The 20,601-nt window shown below is 35.8% G+C and carries 21 protein-coding genes; 20 read left to right on the top strand and 1 reads right to left on the bottom strand.

Annotated features, from left to right (window positions below; translation table 11 throughout):
* The first annotated feature begins 379 nt into the window (after positions 1-379).
* The 5 genes from sleB (at position 380) to rpsA (ending at position 5,578) form a co-directional block, all read left to right on the top strand.
* Positions 380-1,183 carry a spore cortex-lytic enzyme gene (gene sleB, locus CRO00_RS15075; RefSeq protein WP_097074488.1) on the top strand — a complete coding sequence of 268 codons (804 nt, stop codon included), beginning with the start codon at positions 380-382 and terminating at the stop codon, positions 1,181-1,183.
* An 18-nt stretch (positions 1,184-1,201) separates the two neighbouring features.
* The gene (locus CRO00_RS15070; protein ID WP_097074487.1) at positions 1,202-2,491 is read left to right on the top strand and encodes a PepSY1/2 domain-containing protein; all 1,290 of its coding nucleotides are present in this window, start codon (positions 1,202-1,204) and stop codon (positions 2,489-2,491) included.
* An 83-nt stretch (positions 2,492-2,574) separates the two neighbouring features.
* Positions 2,575-3,228: a flagellar brake protein gene (locus CRO00_RS15065; protein WP_097074486.1), complete on the top strand. Its 654-nt coding sequence runs from the start codon at positions 2,575-2,577 to the stop codon at positions 3,226-3,228.
* A 417-nt stretch (positions 3,229-3,645) separates the two neighbouring features.
* Positions 3,646-4,332 carry a (d)CMP kinase gene (gene cmk, locus CRO00_RS15060; protein ID WP_097074485.1) on the top strand — a complete coding sequence of 229 codons (687 nt, stop codon included), beginning with the start codon at positions 3,646-3,648 and terminating at the stop codon, positions 4,330-4,332.
* A gap of 100 nt (positions 4,333-4,432) precedes the next feature.
* Positions 4,433-5,578, top strand: a complete 1,146-nt coding sequence (gene rpsA, locus CRO00_RS15055) for a 30S ribosomal protein S1 (protein WP_097074484.1) — start codon at positions 4,433-4,435, stop codon at positions 5,576-5,578.
* Between the two features lie 75 nt (positions 5,579-5,653).
* On the opposite strand, the gene CRO00_RS15050 is transcribed toward rpsA, so the two are convergent.
* Positions 5,654-7,888: an S-layer homology domain-containing protein gene (locus CRO00_RS15050; protein ID WP_097074483.1), complete on the bottom strand. Its 2,235-nt coding sequence runs from the start codon at positions 7,886-7,888 to the stop codon at positions 5,654-5,656.
* A gap of 227 nt (positions 7,889-8,115) precedes the next feature.
* Here CRO00_RS15050 and der point away from each other — a divergent pair, with 227 nt between their 5' ends.
* From der to aroC, 15 genes are all read left to right on the top strand, one after another.
* Positions 8,116-9,426 (top strand): ribosome biogenesis GTPase Der, encoded by a 1,311-nt coding sequence (der, locus tag CRO00_RS15045; protein WP_097074482.1) that lies wholly within the window; start codon positions 8,116-8,118, stop codon positions 9,424-9,426.
* Between the two features lie 22 nt (positions 9,427-9,448).
* Positions 9,449-10,462, top strand: coding sequence for an NAD(P)H-dependent glycerol-3-phosphate dehydrogenase (locus CRO00_RS15040; RefSeq protein WP_097074481.1), 1,014 nt, complete (start codon positions 9,449-9,451; stop codon positions 10,460-10,462).
* Between the two features lie 101 nt (positions 10,463-10,563).
* A complete protein-coding gene (locus CRO00_RS15035) occupies positions 10,564-10,803 on the top strand; it encodes a DUF2768 domain-containing protein (protein WP_097074480.1) in 240 nt (79 codons plus the stop codon).
* 20 nt (positions 10,804-10,823) lie between these two features.
* Entirely contained in the window at positions 10,824-11,543 is a 720-nt protein-coding gene (locus CRO00_RS15030) for a hypothetical protein (protein ID WP_097074479.1), read from the top strand.
* Positions 11,544-11,843: 300 nt separating this feature from the next.
* Positions 11,844-13,322 (top strand): stage IV sporulation protein A, encoded by a 1,479-nt coding sequence (gene spoIVA, locus CRO00_RS15025; RefSeq protein ID WP_097074478.1) that lies wholly within the window; start codon positions 11,844-11,846, stop codon positions 13,320-13,322.
* A 204-nt stretch (positions 13,323-13,526) separates the two neighbouring features.
* Positions 13,527-13,799 (top strand): HU family DNA-binding protein, encoded by a 273-nt coding sequence (locus CRO00_RS15020; protein WP_053994313.1) that lies wholly within the window; start codon positions 13,527-13,529, stop codon positions 13,797-13,799.
* Positions 13,800-14,008: 209 nt separating this feature from the next.
* Complete coding sequence (gene folE, locus CRO00_RS15015; RefSeq protein ID WP_097074477.1) at positions 14,009-14,578, top strand: GTP cyclohydrolase I FolE; 570 nt, start codon at positions 14,009-14,011, stop codon at positions 14,576-14,578.
* Positions 14,579-14,636: 58 nt separating this feature from the next.
* The gene (mtrB, locus tag CRO00_RS15010) at positions 14,637-14,858 is read left to right on the top strand and encodes a trp RNA-binding attenuation protein MtrB (RefSeq protein ID WP_097074476.1); all 222 of its coding nucleotides are present in this window, start codon (positions 14,637-14,639) and stop codon (positions 14,856-14,858) included.
* A gap of 69 nt (positions 14,859-14,927) precedes the next feature.
* On the top strand, positions 14,928-15,671 hold the full coding sequence (locus tag CRO00_RS15005; protein ID WP_097074475.1) for a heptaprenyl diphosphate synthase component 1: 744 nt from the start codon (positions 14,928-14,930) through the stop codon (positions 15,669-15,671).
* Between the two features lie 30 nt (positions 15,672-15,701).
* Complete coding sequence (locus CRO00_RS15000; RefSeq protein ID WP_097074474.1) at positions 15,702-16,406, top strand: demethylmenaquinone methyltransferase; 705 nt, start codon at positions 15,702-15,704, stop codon at positions 16,404-16,406.
* 18 nt (positions 16,407-16,424) lie between these two features.
* Entirely contained in the window at positions 16,425-17,399 is a 975-nt protein-coding gene (gene hepT / locus CRO00_RS14995) for a heptaprenyl diphosphate synthase component II (protein ID WP_097074473.1), read from the top strand.
* 114 nt (positions 17,400-17,513) lie between these two features.
* Positions 17,514-17,930 (top strand): nucleoside-diphosphate kinase, encoded by a 417-nt coding sequence (ndk, locus tag CRO00_RS14990; RefSeq protein ID WP_097074472.1) that lies wholly within the window; start codon positions 17,514-17,516, stop codon positions 17,928-17,930.
* Positions 17,931-18,030: 100 nt separating this feature from the next.
* Entirely contained in the window at positions 18,031-18,306 is a 276-nt protein-coding gene (locus CRO00_RS14985; protein ID WP_202615691.1) for a hypothetical protein, read from the top strand.
* Positions 18,307-18,431: 125 nt separating this feature from the next.
* On the top strand, positions 18,432-19,202 hold the full coding sequence (locus tag CRO00_RS14980) for a CheR family methyltransferase (protein WP_097074471.1): 771 nt from the start codon (positions 18,432-18,434) through the stop codon (positions 19,200-19,202).
* A 216-nt stretch (positions 19,203-19,418) separates the two neighbouring features.
* Complete coding sequence (gene aroC, locus CRO00_RS14975; RefSeq protein WP_097074470.1) at positions 19,419-20,600, top strand: chorismate synthase; 1,182 nt, start codon at positions 19,419-19,421, stop codon at positions 20,598-20,600.
* Position 20,601: the final 1 nt, after the last annotated feature.

Here is a 20,601-nt window from a genome sequence, read left to right as displayed (position 1 = left end):
CAAAAATTAATCAAAAGTCAACTACAGCAGTGGATTAACGGTCTGCCTAACTATATCAAGGCTTATTTGTCGATTTCAGTCTGCGAAGTTTGAGTTATTTATAATTCTATTTTAACGTTTGAAGGGTATTGGGTTTATTTAATTGCCCCATTTATGCTGTATTTATGGTGGTTTGCCCTGCGAAAAGTGAAATTGGCTCATCAACATTTAGTACAACATTTATATGAACAAAAATATCAATAAGCAACTTTTATTTTTCACTAATTAAAGTGATTAAAATAAAAGTTGTTTTTTTTTCTTAAATTTTAGGAAGTCTATATAAATGAAAAACGTATAAAAGTTTTCGAATTTTACATGCTATGAGAAAGGAGTGAAATAAATGGTAAGAAGTATCTTTATGACAATCATTTTATTACTTGGTACTTTTGCTATTGTCAAGCCAAGTGAAACAAGTGCATTTTCAAGCCAACTCATTGAACGGGGCTCATTTGGAGATGATGTAATTGAATTACAGGCGAGGTTACAATGGTTAGGCTATTACAATGGAAAAATTGATGGTATTTTTGGCTATGGTACTTATTGGGCAGTGCGAAATTTCCAAAAAGAATTCGATCTTGACATAGATGGTGTTGTCGGTAGTACAACGAAAAAGAATCTAGTAAATGCTACCGAGTACCATGAAGATTGGGTAAAACAACAAATCGATAGAGGAAATCAATTTACTCATTATGGAGGAACACCTCTTGCACAGCAGACGAAAGGTGGAGGTGGTGGAGGCGGTGGAGGCGGTACATCTAAAAGTTCGGATATGCAGCTGCCTGTAAAATACTCTGAACGAGACCTCCAACTGATGGCAAATGCGGTTTATGGTGAAGCTCGAGGGGAACCTTATGAAGGGCAAGTTGCGGTTGCAGCAGTTATTTTGAATCGACTTGAATCGCCTGAATTCCCAAATACCATTTCAGATATCATATTCCAACCAGGTGCCTTCACAGCGGTTGCAGACGGGCAAATTTGGTTAACTCCAAATGAACGCGCAAAAGAAGCCGTATTAGATGCAATGAATGGCTGGGATCCAACAGAAAATGCGTTATTTTACTTTAATCCTCAAACAGCAACTAGTAAATGGATTTGGTCGAGACCACAAATTAAGCAAATCGGTGAACATATATTCTGCTACTAATATACGAGGAGGGAAACTATGAAAAGCGCGATATACTTACTGTCAATAGCAGTTTTAGCGTTAGGATTATACGCTTATGATGTAAGGCAAGAAAACAAAGATCTTCAACAAACAGTACATGCGCAGTATACAAACTCTCTTACAAATGCATCAGAAAAATTAACAAACCTTCAACAGGCTGTGTCTCAATCTTTACTATTTCAAGACCAACATGCACTTGAAGTTCAACTTGATAACATTTGGAGAATGAGTAATGAATTCCGTTCCTCTATTAGTAACTTGCCTCTAAGTACAGAAGTAGCGAATGATTGGTTGCGATATGTGGGCAATATTGGTGAAGAGGCAAAGTATGTGGCAGACAATGGAGATTTTGAATCTTGGCATAAAAAAATGGGTGTTGTAAATGAAAATTTACAAGCTCTGTCAGATGAATGGACAGTGGCAACATCTAGATTTTATGAAAATGACGGAGATTTCAAAAAATGGGCATCTGTTGCAACTCAAGAAACAAAGGAATCACCATTTAAAAATGTCTCAGCGAATTTGAAATCTTATTCAGAAACAGATTTTCCTTTAACAGCTAGTGAATCAGATTGGAAAAAGAAACAAGAATTACAAAACTTAACAGATAAAGAATTAACGAAAGAACAAGCAATTGATCGATTAGAGTTGCTTTTGCCAGGTATTAAAGATGCAACCTATACTGTAACGAAAAGTAAAGATGATGCCCCATATCCGTTCTATCATATTCAATTTGTAAAAGGGAGCCGAATTGGGTACGCAGATATAACTGTAAAAGGTGGGCACATTTTATCCTTCTTATCTGAGCGCCCTGTTCAAGAAAAAACAGGAATTACTCAGCAACAAATTAAGGATTTAACCTATCAGTTTTTAGGTAGAGCAGGTTATAAAGATTTACAACTAGTGGAAATGCGCGAAAATCATAATGCATGGCATATTTCTTTAGCAAGAGTAGTTGGGAAAGATAAGGCTCTTGTTTATCCAGATGGCGTTCAATTGAAGGTTTCAAAGGACAGTGGCGAACTTCTCGGTTTAAATGCAATGGAATATGTTCAAAAAGAAACTGTTGATGAAAATCAACCAGTGAACCCGATTGATTGGAAAACATTCTTCCGCCCTGGTACAGTAGTGGAAGAAGAAAAAATGATTTACACAGAAAACGATGCATTCCAATTAAGAAAATGTTATGAAGTAATTGCTCGCTTTGATAATAAATTAAATGAAACATTTAGAGTAGTTGTAGATGCGGATAACCACGATGTTATAAAAGTAGAATATATGCCATAATTTGAAAAAACAGACAGAACCTCCTAGAAAAATCATCCGTTTCGTGCAATAATTATATTATCTTATTGTGCGAGGCGAGGAGTATGAAACTAAAAATCGGGACTACATTAATCTTAGAGACAACTAATTCAGAAAATGTGGATAAATTCCACTGTAAGGTTGTAGAACAGATTGAAAATGTAATTTTTATTGATTATCCAGTAAATACAATTACGAAAAAAACCGCTTTTTTAGTGGATGGAGCTCAATTCCGAGCAACCTTTATGACGGAAGACAAAATAAGCTATGCATTTAATACCGAAGTGTTAGGAAGGCAAAAAAGAAACATTCCTACCATTATGCTTAAGTGTCCGCCAGATGAAGAATTTGTTAAAATTCAACGTCGGGAATTTGTGCGTGTGAACACTGTAGCGGATGTGGCTGTAAACTACCAAAATAATTTTTATCAATTTGTAACAGATGACATTAGTGCAGGTGGAATGGCACTCCAATTAAGATCAAATCCGCCATTTCATGAAGGTGAACGGATCCATTTAACAATTGTCCTTCCCTATAATAATGGGGACATTAAATATGTAAAAACCGATGCAAATGTGATTCGCATTTTTGAAAAGGAACATTTAAAACTAGCTTCACTGCAATTTACTGATACAGATGATATAGACAAGCAATATATTGTTCGCTTTTGTTTCGAACGTCAACTTGCTTTACGTCGAAAAGAAGCGAGCAAAATATAAATTTAAAAAGCCCTATTTTAATAATGAAGCCACTGAAAAACTAAATACCGATAAAAATTTATAGTAATTATTTGCTTCTAAATAGAAGGTGGGATTCACTTCGCTTTCCACGGGCTTGGCTTCAGCCTCCTCGTCGCAAGCTCCTGCGGGGTCTTCAGCTCAAGCTGTTCCCGTAGGAGTCTTCGTGAATCCCACTTCCTAAAAGATCTGAGCTTATTTTTATTATAAAAATTTATTAAAATCGACTTTTTCAGTGCCCTATTTAATAATAGTGGCTTTTTTTGTAGATAACGAAATGATGTGGATGGAATTCATGGGAAAAAGAGCGTAGGCCCATTTTTTCACTACCAATCCAAGGTGTCAAAATCAAAAAAATCTTCCCATTATGGTACAATGTTGTAGGAAAGTAGGGATTTTATGGGTAAAAAAATACAAATTGCAATCGATGGTCCAGCAGGTGCCGGGAAAAGTACAATTGCCAAAATTGTGGCAGAATCTTTAGGCTTTACCTATATCGATACAGGCGCAATGTACCGAGCAGTAACGTATAAAGCAATGAAAGAAAACATAGGATTAAGTGATGAAAAATCTTTGGAAAAAATGCTGTTGAATACTTCAATTATCTTAAAACCTTCTGAAAATGGACAACTTGTTTTTGTTGATGGGGAAGATGTTTCACAGTTAATCCGTTCAAATGAAGTAACAGCCAATGTTAGTGAAGTTGCAGCACATCCAATTATTCGTGAAATCCTCGTAGCAAAGCAACAAGAGTTGGCTGCTATTGGCGGGATTGTCATGGATGGACGAGACATTGGTACCCACGTGTTAAGAGATGCTGAGCTGAAAATTTATATGTCAGCATCTGTTGAAGAACGTGCTAAAAGGCGCTTTATTGATAATGAAAAACGAGGTATTCCTTCAACAATTGAAAGTTTAAAAGAAGAAATTGCAAAGCGTGACAAACTGGATAGTGAAAGAGAAGCCTCTCCTTTAATTCAAGCTGAGGATGCAATATATCTTGATACAACCCATTTATCAATAGAAGAAGCGGCTAATGAAATTTTAAATCTTGCCAAAGAAATAATGGGATCATCTGACTTTTAAAGGAAAAACTTATATATTTCTTTATATCAGAGGAAAATTTTTGTTTTTATAAACAATTTCGAATAAAATAGAAATTGGAAGATGCGAAGGAGGGTTACATATGTCTGAAGAAATGAACTTAGGATCAAACCAAGAATTTCGTGAAGGAGATATTGTGAAAGGTGTTGCTGCACAAGTAGATGATAAAGCAGTAACAGTATCTATTGAAGGTGCACCTTTTGATGGTATTGTGCCAATTAGCGAACTTTCGAGCTTGCATATCGAAAAAGCTTCTGATGTAGTATCTGTTGGAGACGCGTTAGAGCTAATGATTACAAAAGTGGAAGAAGAAAACTTTGTCTTATCAAAACGCAAAGTAGATGCACTAAAAGCGTGGGATAAACTCGAGGCACAGTTTGCATCAGGTGAAATTTTTGAAGCGGAAGTAAAAGATGTTGTGAAAGGTGGCCTAGTTGTTGATTTAGGCGTACGTGGCTTCGTTCCTGCATCTCTTGTTGAAGATTATTTTGTTGAAGATTTTGAAAATTATAAAGGCAAAACGTTAACATTCAAAATTACTGAGCTTGATAAAGAAAAAGGTAGATTAATTCTTTCTCATCGTGCGGTATTAGAAGAACAAAAAGCTTCTAAAAAGAAACAAGTAATCGGAAATATTCAGCAAGGTGACATTCTTGATGGGACAGTTCAACGTTTAGTACCATTCGGAGCTTTTGTGGATATCGGTGGTATCGATGGTTTAGTGCATATCTCCCAAGTTTCTCATGAACATGTAACGGATGTAAGCACTGTGCTTTCTGAAGGCCAACCTGTTAAAGTAAAAGTTTTGTCTGTTGATCCAGCAAACGAACGAATTTCTTTATCTATTAAAGATACATTACCTGGACCTTGGCAAAATGTTGAAGATCAAGTATCTAAAGGTTCAACATTAAAAGGTACGATTAAACGCCTTGTATCATTTGGAGCTTTCGTCGAAGTCTTCCCTGGAGTAGAAGGGTTAGTTCATATTTCTCAAATTTCGCACAAGCATATTAATACTCCGCATGAAGTGTTAAAAGAAGGTCAAGAAGTAGAGGTTAAAGTTCTTGATGTGAATGCAAATGAGAAACGACTTTCATTAAGCATTAAAGATCTTCAAGAAAATCCTGCAAAAGAAGAAGTGATCGATTACGAACTTCCAGAAGAAACAACAGGATTTTCATTTAGCGATGTTATTGGAGACCAATTAAAACGATTTTCTGAAAAATAATATAAAAAACACGTAATGAAACGATAACTTCATTACGTGTTGGGCTGTAGTCAATTTTAGTTGGCTACAGTTTTTTTATTTCATGTTCGTTTTTAAAATAATACTAAACGGAATACCTGTTTTTGCATTAATTTGTTCTCCGACGATAATTAAATTATTGTCGTGATTAAATAAATAATATCCTTTACCCTCTATTTTGTATGTTTTCATAGGTGTAAAGGTTTTATAATCGTAAACGTATAGTAAGTTTTCTACTGATAGGTAAAACTTTGTGAGCTCATCATTGAATGTAATATCATAAAAGTTTGTTTTTAAATCTGTAATATATTTCATATCCGTACTTGTTAATCGACTAGATGCAAAAATTGTCCCATAATTATTAAAAATATATTTTCCATCTGGTGAGATTGACAAATGCGGTAAAAGTTCATAATCACCATGGTAAGGAGAATCTAAGGATTGCGAAAGTTTTCCATTTTGTATTGCAAACATTTCAAGATCTCGAGGTGATGTATCAGAATCTACTGCATAAATTCTCGTTTTACTAGGATGCATAAAGATGGAACTTAACTGTCGGATACTTTGTGAAGAAATTTCACTCCCTGTTTCTTTACTATAACTTTTTAGAGTCGTCCATTGTCCAGAACCCGAAGATACATAGAAATAGTTATCATCCGCGACAATATCAAATGGATCGGTTTTAAGGTTAAAAACATTTTTCAGTGTGAAGGTTGATGTATCGACAACAGCAACGGCTCCTTCTTGAAGGGCATCCCACCAATAGGAACTGTGTTCTCTTTTTACTAAAGTAATATACAACTCACCATTTGAATAAAAAATGCTTTCTGCAGGGTCATCAAAGGTTAATGTCTGCTCCCTGTTTGTTTCATAGTTGAATGAAACTAGCTCTCCATAAATATTGATGCCATAGATGATAGGTTGTTCAGCATCATGTACTAAGTCTATAAACTGTTGAGAAACTGTTTGTGTTTCGCCAGTTAATTGTTCTAAGTCAATCGGTGCTGGTGGTTCTAAGGAGATTTCAGGAATAGCATCTTCAATTGGAGCTGGATGGATAACTTCATCTTCCTCAATAACCTCATCTTCCTCTTCATAAACTGGCATTTCACTAAAGTTTTGCGTTCGTATTGACTTGAATTTTGTTGATTTATAAGGGTAGACCATTTCATATAAATAATTTGTTGTAATCGCAAAATTTAATTCTTCAAGACCAAATGAATTGATTCCAAGTACAAACCCCTTCATATTCATAAGCGGTCCACCTGAACTTCCGAACGTAATCTGTGCTGAAGTTTGGATTGTATCCACGGTACCATATTCGTCTTCAAACATTGGTTTTCCTGAAACAATTCCCTCAGTCATGGAGTTTTGTAAACCATATGGACTTCCAAATGCTACTACTTTCTCACCGATTTTCACTTCGTCATAATCTAAAAGTGGTAAGGCAGGGTAACCTATCTTTTCTTTAGGTTTTAAAATAGCAAGATCTAAGTAATCGTCATAATCTACAACGCCTTCAAGCTCAATTTCGTCACCATCATCTGTAATCGCAATTGCTCGATATCCTCCACTGATGACATGAAAATTCGTTGCAATCAATTGGTTCGAAACAATAAAGCCGGAACCCTGTGATAGTAGTTCGTTGTTTGCATCGTATAGCTCTATCATGACAACACTTTGTAGATTGTTTGCGATTGTTTCTGTGTCCTGTACAAAATATGGATAAAAAATAAAATCGTCATTTAAAATTCGAGCTAAAAAGGCTGCGAAATGGGCTCTTTTTAAAGGCTCACCTGGACGAAATGTTGCGTCAGGGTATCCTGTAGTAATGTTATGGCTCGCTAATGTTTGAATATAAGGGTACAATGAATGATCCATGTCAACATCGTAAAATTCATATGGGTAATAGCCTTTTAATTTATAGGCGTTTACAAGAATTTTTGCCATTTGCCCTCTTGTTAACTTTCCGCTTGGATCAAATCGTCCATCCCCTTTTCCAGAAATAATACCAAGTTGTGCAGCTTTAGCGATTTCCTCATAACCGTAACTGCCTGGTGGAACGTCTGAAAAATTTGGATTTGGTGCATCTTTTGTACTTACCCCTAATTCCCGTAAAATCATCTGAACAGCTTGGATGCGTTTAATAGGATCATTGGGGCCAAAATTACCATTGCCATATCCATTAATAATTCCGTTTTCATTCAGATATATAATTTCTTCCCGATAGTTTTTAACATCAGGAAAAAGAGAACTTGCTTGGGCATTGCTATTTATAGGAATCATATACATTGCGATGAGTACAATAAAATATAGAAGTTTTTTCAGATGGAGCCCCTCCTTTTTCAAATATCTATTAAATATTAATAGAACTGAATAAAATAATCAGTATGTAAGTAATGGAAAATGTGTGTCTTAATATCGCCATGTTTATATAACCAAATAAATGTGAAAAAATGATATTGGCAAACATTTCGTGTATAATACAAAAGATAAGAATTTGGAAGGATGAAGTACAGATGACAAAACCAGTAATCGCCATCGTAGGTCGTCCGAACGTTGGAAAATCAACAATATTTAATCGTATTGTTGGAGAACGCGTATCAATCGTGGAAGATATTCCAGGTGTAACACGTGACCGCATCTACAGTTCGGCAGATTGGTTAACCCATGAATTTAACATTATTGATACAGGCGGGATTGAAATTGGTGATGAACCATTTTTAGATCAAATTCGCCAGCAAGCAGAAATTGCAATTGATGAAGCAGATGTCATTATTTTTATGACAAATGGGCGTGAAGGTGTAACGTTAGCAGACGAACAGGTTGCAAAAATTTTATATAAAACAAAAAAACCGATTGTCCTTGCTGTAAATAAAATTGATAACCCTGATATGAGGGAAATGATTTATGACTTTTATTCGCTTGGGTTTGGGGAGCCTTTCCCTATTTCAGGGTCTCACGGATTAGGTCTTGGGGATTTATTAGACGAATGTGCAAAACATTTTCCAAAAGAAGATGAAGAACAATATTCAGATGATACGATTAAATTTAGTTTAATCGGCCGCCCGAATGTTGGGAAATCCTCGCTTGTTAATGCCTTTTTAGGACAAGACCGAGTAATTGTAAGTGACGTCGCTGGTACTACACGTGATGCCATTGACACGCCGTATTCATACGATGGACAAGAATATGTCATTATTGATACAGCGGGTATGCGTAAAAAAGGGAAAGTGTACGAATCTACAGAGAAATATTCCGTTTTACGTGCTTTAAGAGCGATTGAACGCTCCGATGTTGTATTAGTCGTTTTAAATGGTGAAGAAGGTATACAAGAACAAGATAAAAAAATTGCTGGCTATGCGCATGAAGCAGGAAAAGCAGTGATTATTGTTGTAAATAAGTGGGATGCAGTTGAAAAAGACGAAAAAACAATGAATCTTTATACGCAACAAATTCGTGAACATTTTTTATTTTTACATTATGCTCCAATTATTTTCGTTTCTGCAAAAACAAAACAACGTGTACACCAAATTTTAGACATTGTACAACGAGTTAGTGAAAACCATGCAATGCGTATTCAATCATCTATATTAAATGAAGTAATTGAAGATGCAGTTGCACGTAATCCTGCACCTGCAGATAAAGGTCGTCGTTTACGTATTTACTACACAACACAAGTAGCAGTTAAACCACCAACATTCGTTACATTTGTAAATGATCCTGAACTAATGCATTTCTCTTACGAACGTTTCTTAGAAAATCGTATCCGCGAAACGTTTGACTTTGAAGGTACGCCAATTCGTTTAATTGCACGTGCTCGTGAGTAACGTGGGTGAAGGGGGAATTGAAATGGAAAATGTAACGGTTTTAGGTGCTGGTTCTTGGGGGACTGCTCTTGCAATTGTTTTAGCTGAAAATGGCCATAACACACTGTTGTGGACCCATCGCGTTGAACAAGCAGTTGAAATTAATGAACAACATACAAACCATAAATACTTGCCAGAAACAAACCTTCCTAACAATTTAGTTGCTACAAGTAGCTTAGAAGAAGCGATTTACCACAGTAATATTGTGGTAGTCGCTGTACCAACAAAAGCAATTCGTGAAGTTTGTGAAAAGATGCTTGCGTTCCTTGAGAAAAAAGTTTTATTCGTTCATGTATCAAAGGGAATTGAGCCAAATTCATTAATGCGTATTTCTGAAATGTTACAAGAGTCCTTACCGTCTGATGTCATAGAAGAGATTGTCGTTTTATCAGGTCCAAGTCATGCTGAAGAAGTTGTTTTACATCACCCGACAACAATCACAGCTGCATGTAATAACTTTGCTGCTGCTGAGAAAGTTCAAGATTTATTTATGAATCAGTATTTCCGTGTTTATACAACGGACGATGTTGTTGGAGTTGAACTTGGTGGAGCATTAAAAAATGTCATCGCATTAGCTGCAGGGATTTCAGACGGCTTAAATTATGGGGATAATGCAAAAGCTGCCCTCATTACTCGAGGATTAGCGGAGATTACTCGGCTAGGCGTTAAGATGGGTGGCAATCCATTTACATTCTCTGGATTAACAGGAATGGGTGACTTAATTGTTACATGTACAAGTGTTCATTCCAGAAACTGGCGAGCTGGAAACATGCTTGGTAAAGGGATGAAGTTAGAAAAAGTGCTCGAACAAATGGGGATGGTTGTAGAAGGCGTAAGAACAACAAAAGCTGCCTATCAATTATCCCAAAAATATGAAGTCCCAATGCCAATTACAACTGCCCTCTATGAGATTTTATTCAATGAAAAAGAGCCAAAGATTGCAGTTGATGAGTTAATGATTCGCATGAAAAAACGTGAAATAGACGATTTACAATAACGAGTGATAACTGTTGGAGGTATGCAAGTTTGTACCTCCTATTATTTTGATACTTACTATTTCTTAATACATAAAGTTTTTCGAAAGGTGGTTTTCGTTCAATGGATTATTTAATGCTTGCTTCAGCAAGAGGACCACTTGCAAGTATGCACGCCCTTGATGTGATGTGGGTTTCCTTTTATTCCATTGGTGCAATGTTAATATCCGTCTTGATTGTTTCAGCAGCACGGAAATGGGTGAAAAGTGGATTATTATCATTTATTATTAGACTTTTTGCGTTTGGTTTATTTTCAGTAGGAACAATCTTAATGCTTCTCGTTGTTCTCACTTGGCCGAATTAATAAATAGAGGTGGAAATTCTATGAAAAGAAAATGGAGCATGTTCTTGATGCTCATCTTTACAACCGTTTTATTATCAGGATGTTTGTATCCAGAAGAAGAAATGGTAGGGGCGAATATACCATATGAAGATCAATTAGCAGACGTTCAAAGTGCAGTTGAAAAGTTCCAAGCAGATACAGGTGTATTACCAATTCAAAATAGAGATATGGATACAGACCAATACATTAAATATCCAATTGATTTTTCGAAGTTAGTTCCAAAATATATGGAAAAGCCACCTTCAAACTCTTATGAAAAGGGTGGAATATTCCAATATGTCATTTGGGATGCTGAAAATAACCCTACTGTCAAATTAGTAGATTTACGTTCAGCAGAAACAATTCGCGATTTAAATATTCGATTTACAACAACCACTTACCCAACGTATAAAGATCCATTAACAAATAATATTTATACGATTGATTTTAAAAAAGTTGGTTATAAAGAAGATGTAACAGTGCCAAGTCCTTATTCTAATAATCAGCTGCCTTTAATTGCAACAACGGAAGGTAAAATATTTGTGGATTATTCTATGGATTTAAATACTTTTATTAAAGATAATAACTTAACGCCAGAGCCTGGAGAAGATATTCGAAATCTTTTAGTCGAGGCTTATCCAGTTCTGCCAGCATACTCTTTACCGTATACTGTAAATGAAAACAATGAACCTGTTTTTATGTACGAGCCAAATAAAAAGTAAAAAATTGCTCAAGCGTTTCTACTAAGGTAGGGGCGCTTTTTATCATTTCCGCCAAAATACAGGATTTATCCGCCAAATTTTAGTTTTTTTCCGCCAAATCTAGAAAAATATCCGCCAAATATTAAAATTATTCCGCCATTTCCTCTAATAAATATTTTTTCTCCTAGTCTTATTAACGCAAAACCCTCATATACATTAAGAGAAATAGCATTTTTTTATTTCATGATGGTTTTTGTCCTTAGTCATTTCATATTTGATGATTTACACACATAAACTTAATTACGTAAAGGAGGAGCTACAATAGGCGAAGAAATCTTTCATCAAATAGCAGAGAGAACGAATGGGGATGTATACATTGGTGTTGTAGGGCCTGTGAGGGTGGGTAAGTCTACTCTAGTGAAGAAAATGATGGAGTCAATTGTGCTCCCGAACATCACCAATGAAGAAGATCGCAAAAGAGCACTGGACGAGCTGCCACAAAGTTCACCTGGTCCTGTCATTATGACGGCTGAACCTAAATTTGTTCCTGCACAAGGAACTGAAATTACAATAGGGGAAAGCGAAATTCCTTTCCGTATTCGTTTTGCAGATTGTGTTGGGTATATTATCGATGGGGTTAAAGGGTATGAAGATGAAGATGGTCCTAAGTATGTTCACACACCTTGGCATAATGAAGCGATTCCGTTCCAAGAAGCTGCCAAAATTGGAACAGATAAAGTCATCCGTGATCACGCTAACATTGGAATCGTTGTCACAACAGATGGAACTGTAAATGGTATTCATCGGATGGCTGCTGAAGTGGCAGAAGAACAGATTGTGGATCAGTTAAAAGAAATTGGAAAACCTTTTGTTATTGTATTAAACTGTCAAATGCCAAGCCATAGCAATACACAAGCATTACGTAATCAGTTGCTAGAAAAATACAATGTTCCGGTTATCCCGGTAGCAATTGATCAAATGACTTCAAAGGATATGGAATATATTCTTCAAGAAGCACTTTATGAGTTTCCTATTGAAGACATTGAAGTGGAAAAACCTGATTGGCTCGATGTGTTAGATCATACACATCCTTTAAATTTAACTTTAACAGACGCAGTGGGTAATGTATTAAATTCGGTAACGAAAATTCGTGATGTTTCTCAAGCGGCAAACGAGCTTCGGGAAATCGACTTTGTAGAAGAAAGTGAAATTGAGCGTGTGGATGCAGGTCTCGGTGTAGCTACAGTTCGTGTTACATTAAAGCCAGAAATTTATAAAGCGGTATGTAATGAATGGCTTGACTCACCAATTGATACGAAAAAAGATTGGCTACTGTTCATTAAAGAAGCTGCTGAAGCAAAACAAGCTCATAAACGTTTCCGTGAGGCTATTGAAGAAGCGAGTGAGCATGGCTATGGTGTCACTTTACCGACAATGGAAGAGTTCGAGCCAAGTGAGCCAGAAATCATTAAGCAAAACAACTTCTATGGTGTTCGCATGAAAGCATCCGCACCATCCTACCATATCATTCGGGTAGATATGGAAACTGAGTTTGCTCCATTAATAGGTACTGAGTTTTATAGTCAACAGTTATTAAAAGATTTACAATATGCTTATAAACACGACCGTGAACAACTATGGCAAACTCAACTATTTGGAACAACTTTGCATGAAGTGTTAAAAGAGGGTATTCGTTATAAAATGAATGCTGTACCACTAAATGCGAAAAAGAGAATGCGACAAACGATTGAAAGAATGGTTAATGAAGGTGAACGTGGTTTAGTCACATTTATTATCTAGAATTGTATAATTTAACAAATTTTAGTATAATCTAATAACAGGAACTTTTCATTTCTCGGGTGAAAAGTCCTGTTATTTGTTTTTTCTATGAAAAAATACAATTTTATAGCGAAAAACATGGACAAATACAGTTGCACCAAGGATTTCTATATGTTACTCTTTTTACATGATTTAGCTTCTACCCTTTGAGAGGAGGTGAATGGTGTGAATAAAACAGAATTAGTAAACTCTGTTGCTGAAGCTGCAGGTCTTTCTAAAAAAGACGCTTCTAAAGCAGTTGAAGCTGTATTTGATACAATTCAAGATGCTCTTGCAAAGGGTGACAAAGTACAATTAATCGGTTTTGGTAACTTCGAGGTACGTGAACGTGCAGCTCGTAAAGGACGTAATCCACAATCAGGTGAAGAGATCGAGATAGCTGCAAGTAAAGTACCTGCTTTTAAACCAGGTAAAGCTCTTAAAGATGCTGTAAAATAATTCAGTATTCGCAGTTACATAGGGCAGTCGTCATGGACAAGCATGATGACTGCTCTTTTTAAATGTTATAATAATATTCATATACATAGATTGAAAAAAGTTATCATCATATTTACATAATAAAAATCAACCCATTTTGCGAATAAAGAAGGTATGTGCTACGATTCAATTTGACAATCATTGCATCAGAGCTTTAGGAGGATATTAAAATGTCGAAAGTCGATTTAAATAAAATAGAAGAAGCGGTAAAAATGATTTTAGAAGCCGTTGGGGAAGATGTGGACCGTGAAGGATTATTAGACACACCGTCACGAGTTGCGAAAATGTATGAAGAAATGTTTAGTGGACTTAATGAAGATCCACGAGAGTTTTTCAGTACTGTTTTTAATGAAAATCATGATGAATTAGTTTTAGTGAAAGATATTCCGTTTTATTCAATGTGTGAACATCATTTAGTGCCATTTTACGGGAAAGCCCATATTGCTTACTTGCCAAAAGAGGGAAAAGTGGCTGGCTTAAGTAAGCTTGGAAGATGCCTTGAGTCTGTTGCACGTAGACCGCAGCTTCAGGAACGTATTACAGCAACAGTTGCAGATTCAATCATGGAAATGTTGGATCCCTATGGTGTGTATGTAGTAGTTGAGGCAGAACATATGTGTATGACAATGCGCGGTCTGAAAAAGCCTGGTTCTAAAACCGTAACATCTGCTGCTCGTGGTATTTACGAAACGGAGGATGTTTTGCGCCGCGAAGTGATTTCATTTATTCAAATGTCTTAAACTCGACTATTGATTATGTTATGATGTAACAGAATATGTTTACTGAGGAGAAAATAATATGACAAATCCTGATTATATTATTATTGAAGCCCAAGAAGATGGTGTACATGTAATCGGTTTAACACGTGGGACAGATACGAAATTCCATCATTCTGAAAAATTAGATGCTGGTGAAGTAATGATTGCACAATTTACAGAGCATACTTCAGCAATGAAAATTCGTGGGAAAGCCAAAATCATTTCTGCACACGGTATTGTAGAAAGCGGCTCAAAAAAATAATCATCGCATCAACCAAGTAAATGCAATTGTTGGCTTCAATTGCACTTAAAGTAGAATGGAGTAATATCTATGGATGCAACATACATTCAAGAGTCAATCGAACAATTAAAAACAAATATTTTCATGCATGTTCGTCATAGAACATTACTGCAATATACTGGAGACCCAGTTTTAGATGAAAATCAATTGTTTTATTTGTTAATGCCATTTTTAAATGGAGAAAAATGGAATGAACAAATTCAAAAAAGCGCGATTACAGTTGGAATTGTACATGCCTCACTTTCTGAGCATGATAAAATAGATGAAAAAAATGCAACTAGTAAAGAGCAACAATTAACTGTTCTCTCTGGTGACTACTATAGTGGCCGGTATTATGAGATTTTAGCTCAAGCTGGCAATATACCTCTCATTAAGCAGTTATCTGAAGGTATAGCAATCCGTTGTGAGCATCAAATTAAAGTATATGAAACAAATTCGTTAACGTTAAATGATTGGTACGAAACGATTTCAGTTGTGCAAACTGAGTTGATCAAAAGATTTTATCAAGTTTATGGATTTGAACAATATAGCACATTTATGCATACAAGCCTACTGTTGCTTCAATTACAAAAAGAGCTTCACTATATACAAAAGGGCAATAAGTCACTGTTACAAGAGAAAATGATAGAAAGTGCAACAAAAGAAGGGCAACCTTTTGAGTTATTATTGCAACAAAAAATAGACGACCTAAAAGATTTACTCCATGAATATCTTCGTTCGTCTACTATTAAGGACGAATTAAAGCTATACATAGAGCAACAAACGGGCTTTTAGTTAGTTGATGTGCAGAAAGGTTCTGAAAAAATGGCTAAATCAAAAGAAGAACACGTACACGAAGTTTTTGAAAGCATTTCCGAAAGTTACGATAAAATGAATTCGGTCATTAGTTTTCAACTGCACGTAAAATGGCGTGAAGATACAATGAAAAAAATGAACGTAAAACCAGGTTCGAAATGTTTAGACGTATGTTGTGGAACGGCTGATTGGACAGTTGCACTTGCACAAGCTACTGGCGAAAACGGGATGGTAAAGGGACTAGACTTTAGTAAAAATATGCTTAAAGTTGGAGAGAAAAAAGTCGAACCATATCCTTATGTTGAGCTGATTCATGGTAACGCAATGGAACTGCCTTTTGAAGACAATACATTTGACTACGTTACAATCGGTTTTGGATTACGTAACGTTCCAGACTATATGCAAGTATTACGTGAAATGAACCGTGTGTTAAAACCTGGAGGAATGGCAGTTTGTTTAGAGACAAGTCAATCTGAAATTCCGGGTTACCGACAACTATTTCGTTTTTACTTTAAATATATCATGCCACTATTTGGTAAATTATTTGCAAAAAGTTTTAAAGAATATTCATGGCTACAAGAATCAGCAAATGATTTTCCAGGCATGAAGAAATTAGCAAAAATGTTTGAAGAAGCAGGTTTTCAAAAAGTAAGTTATAAAGGGTATAGCGGTGGGGCTGCAGCTATGCATATGGGCTTTAAAAGAGAAAACTAGGGGGAGAAGGTTTCACGCGTGGAAAAGATGAAGTTAAAGTTGCTATATTCCGATCTAAAAGCGGATATAGACATCATCGAAAAAGAATTAGAAGTAGCGTTAAACTCGTCTTCGCACTTGATAAATGATGCCTCTCTCCATCTATTACAAGCGGGCGGTAAGCGAATTCGCCCTGTTTTTGTTTTAATAAGTGCAAAATTTGGGCAATATAATATAGACCAAGTAAAAAATATTGCTGTACCGCTTGAATTAATTCATTCAGCATCTCTAGTTCATGATGATGTTATAGATGATTCTGATTTGAGAAGGGGAAGACATACTGTAAAAGCACAATGGAATAATCGAGTTGCCATGTATACGGGTGACTTTATTTTTGCACGTGCCTTAGAGTATGTAACATCAATCGAAAACCCACGTGTCCATCAAATTTTAGCTAAAACAATGGTTGAAATTTGTAATGGCGAAGTGATTCAAATAGAAGATAAGTTTCGTAATAACCAAAACATTAAAGATTACTTCCGACGTATTAAAAGAAAAACAGCTTTGCTCATAGAATCTAGTTGTGAGCTTGGTGCAGTCGTAAGTGGCTTGGATGATAAGAATGTAAGACATTTAAAACAATTCGGCTATTTTGTTGGAATGAGCTATCAAATCGTCGATGATATTTTAGATTTCACTGCAACGGATAAAGAACTAGGGAAGCCTGCTGGAAGTGATTTATTACAAGGAAATATTACTTTACCAATTTTATTATTAAAGGACCACCCAACAATTTCAAAATTTATTGAGTCGGCTGCGAATGGGGATGTTACTGAACAACAACGATTGGAAATGCTTCACATCGTTCGTAAATCCGACGCAATAAAACAATCGATTAGTATTAGTAATCATTATTTGCGTAAAGCTTTGAAAGAAGTTGACGCATTGCCGAACCACCCAATGAAGAAAAAATTGCGGGATATTGCATTATTTATCGGTAAAAGGAAATTCTAATTTTAAATAATAATGATACCGTAAATTGTAAATAGTTGATGAATGGATGTTATTTTGGTAATATTTATCGGTAGGTGTAATGCCTTAGTCAAACTTAAGGAGTGTAAATTATTTATGGCAATTGAAAAAACATTTTTAATGATTAAACCAGACGGAGTAAAACGTCAAGTAATCGGAGACATCGTAGACCGTTTCGAACGTCGCGGTTTTGAATTAAAAGGTGCTAAACTTATGGTAGCAACTCGTGAAATCGCTGAAGCACACTATGCAGAACATGCTGACAAACCATTCTTCGGTGAGTTAGTTGAATTCATCACTTCAGGTCCTGTATTTGCAATGGTATGGGAAGGCGAAAGCGTAATTTCTTTAGCTCGTATTATGATGGGTGCTACAAAACCATCTGATTCTCAACCAGGTACAATCCGTGGTGACTACGCTGTTACAATTTCTGAAAACGTAATTCATGGTTCTGATTCACCAGCTTCTGCTGAACGTGAAATTAACTTATGGTTCGCTGGAGAATTAGTTTAATATTTATACAACAACGAGTAGCTATTACGAAATGTGGTAGTTACTTTTTTTATGGAAACTTTTAATAAATTGAAACGTATTAACAAAAGGGGGGATAAATATGGCAGATTACGTAATATTAGTGTTAGGAATTGTATCGATTACTTCATTAATTTCAATCTCTGGAATTGTAACAACTCATATCAATAAACAATCCAAATTAAAATTAGAAGTATTAAAACAAGAAATTGAGCTAGAAAAAATTCGGAAGGAAAGCTATATAATTGAAACAGAAAAATTGCGACTAGAAATCGAACAAACACGGCAGCAATTATCTCTAGATGCACCAATAAATCATACTTCATCTCAGCTATTTATCGATGAAAAAACAAATTAAGTTTATATGAAAAATCTTTCTCAAAATGATTTATTTAAGATTTCGTAATTTTCAGCTATAATAAATTAACGACTATGCTCTGCCACGTTTATATGCGTGTTGCAATCGAGGGGAAAGATGGATCGATGTCAGATTATGTACAATTCATAGAAGGAATTAAAAGAAAAACGGGAATTGACCTCGCCCTATATAAAGAAGCACAAATGAAGAGACGTTTAACATCACTTTATGAGAAAAAAGGGTATCGGAATTTTGTAGACTTTTTACATGCACTTGAAAAAGATCGAGATTTACTAAATGAATTTTTAGATCGTATGACAATTAATGTTTCAGAATTTTATAGAAACGGGAAACGTTGGGAAATATTGCAAAATAAAATATTCCCTATGCTACTTCAATCGAACAAAAGGCTGAAAATTTGGAGTGCTGCATGTTCTACAGGGGAAGAGCCATATTCTATTGCAATGGTTTTATCCCATCATGTACCACTATCACAAGTACAAGTGTTGGCAACCGATATTGATGAAAATGTCATTCAAAAAGCTAAGCTAGGCCTTTATCCAGACCGCTCTTTGGCTGAAGTTCCTGCTGATGTAAAAAATAAATATTTTAATAAAGAAGGTCAGTTTTTTAAAGTAAAAGATGAAATTAAAAGAACAGTAACATTTAAAAAACATAATTTATTAAAAGACAACTATGAAACAAATTGTGATTTAATTGTTTGCCGTAATGTTATGATTTATTTTACAGAAGAAGCAAAAGATCAAATTTACCATAACTTCAGTAAATCCTTGCGATCGGGCGGTATTCTTTTTGTAGGGTCAACGGAGCAAATCTTTAACCCCGCTCGTTATGGTTTCGAAGTGGAAGATACTTTTTTCTATCGGAAAAAATAATTCAAAATGAGAAAAATCTTTTAAATGGTCTAACGCTTTTCGTGAAAAACGGGAAGCGTATTTTTACTAAATTCGTCTTTAAACCGTTATATTCTACTATTTCAGAATATTCGGTACTATATTGAAATAGTTATCAAATGACACTGTTTTTTAGGTTATAATATATGTTATGATAAAAAATACATACTTTAGCGAGTTGAAGGGAGAAAGTGTTTTATGCGTTACCTTACAGCAGGAGAGTCTCATGGGCCTCAACTAACAACAATTATCGAGGGATTACCATCTCTTTTACCAATAAGTGCAGAAAAAATAAATTATGACTTAAAACGTCGTCAAGGTGGACATGGCCGTGGAAGACGTATGCAAATTGAAACGGATACTGTGGAAATTGTAGCAGGTGTTCGTCACGGGAAAACACTCGGTTCTCCAGTAGCATTAGTTGTAACAAACGATGATTGGAAACATTGGACAAAAATTATGGGAGCTGAACCGCTTCCAGAAGACGTAGATCCAGATGAAATTAAACGTCAAATTTCACGCCCTCGTCCAGGACATGCAGATTTAGTAGGTGGAATGAAATACGGTCACCGCGATTTACGAAATGTATTAGAACGATCAAGTGCACGTGAAACAACAGTGCGTGTGGCTGTAGGTTCAGTAGCAAAAGCGTTACTAAATGAGTTAGGTATTTCTGTAGTTGCCCATGTAACGGAAATTGCAGGCATTAAAGCAGATACTTCAAGCATTGAAGGAAAATCAGCTGATGAAATTCGTGCAATTGTCGAGGAAGATCCATGTTATTGTGTAGACGCGCAGGCATCAGAAAAAATGGTGCAAATGATAGATGATACAAAAAAAGCAGGAGATTCAATTGGCGGTGTAGTAGAAGTAATTGTAGAAGGACTTCCAGCGGGTATTGGCTCTTATGTACACTACGATCGCAAATTAGATGGTCGACTTGCTCAAGCAATGTTATCAATTAACGCTTTTAAAGGTGTAGAGTTTGGTATTGGATTTGAAATGGCCCGTCGTAAAGGTTCAGAAGTACACGATGAAATTTTATGGGATGAAGAAAACGGCTATACACGTGCAACAAACCGATTAGGTGGCTTAGAAGGCGGTATGTCAACGGGTATGCCAATTGTTGTGCGCGGTGTAATGAAGCCAATCCCTACTCTATACAAACCATTACAAAGTGTTGATATTGAAACAAAGGAACCATTTAAAGCGAGTGTTGAACGTTCTGATAGTTGTGCAGTTCCAGCAGCTTCAATCGTTGCGGAAAGTGTTATCGCTTGGGAGATTGCAAAGGCAATTATTGAACAGTACCATAGCGATCAACTGCCACAATTAAAAGCACAAATAGATGCAATGCGCGAGTACGCAAAGGGGTACTAAT

Origin of the sequence: Ureibacillus xyleni, from assembly GCF_900217795.1 — a bacterium.
Taxonomy (GTDB): Bacteria; Bacillota; Bacilli; order Bacillales_A; family Planococcaceae; genus Ureibacillus; species Ureibacillus xyleni.
This window is presented reverse-complemented; position numbering and strand designations above follow the sequence as displayed.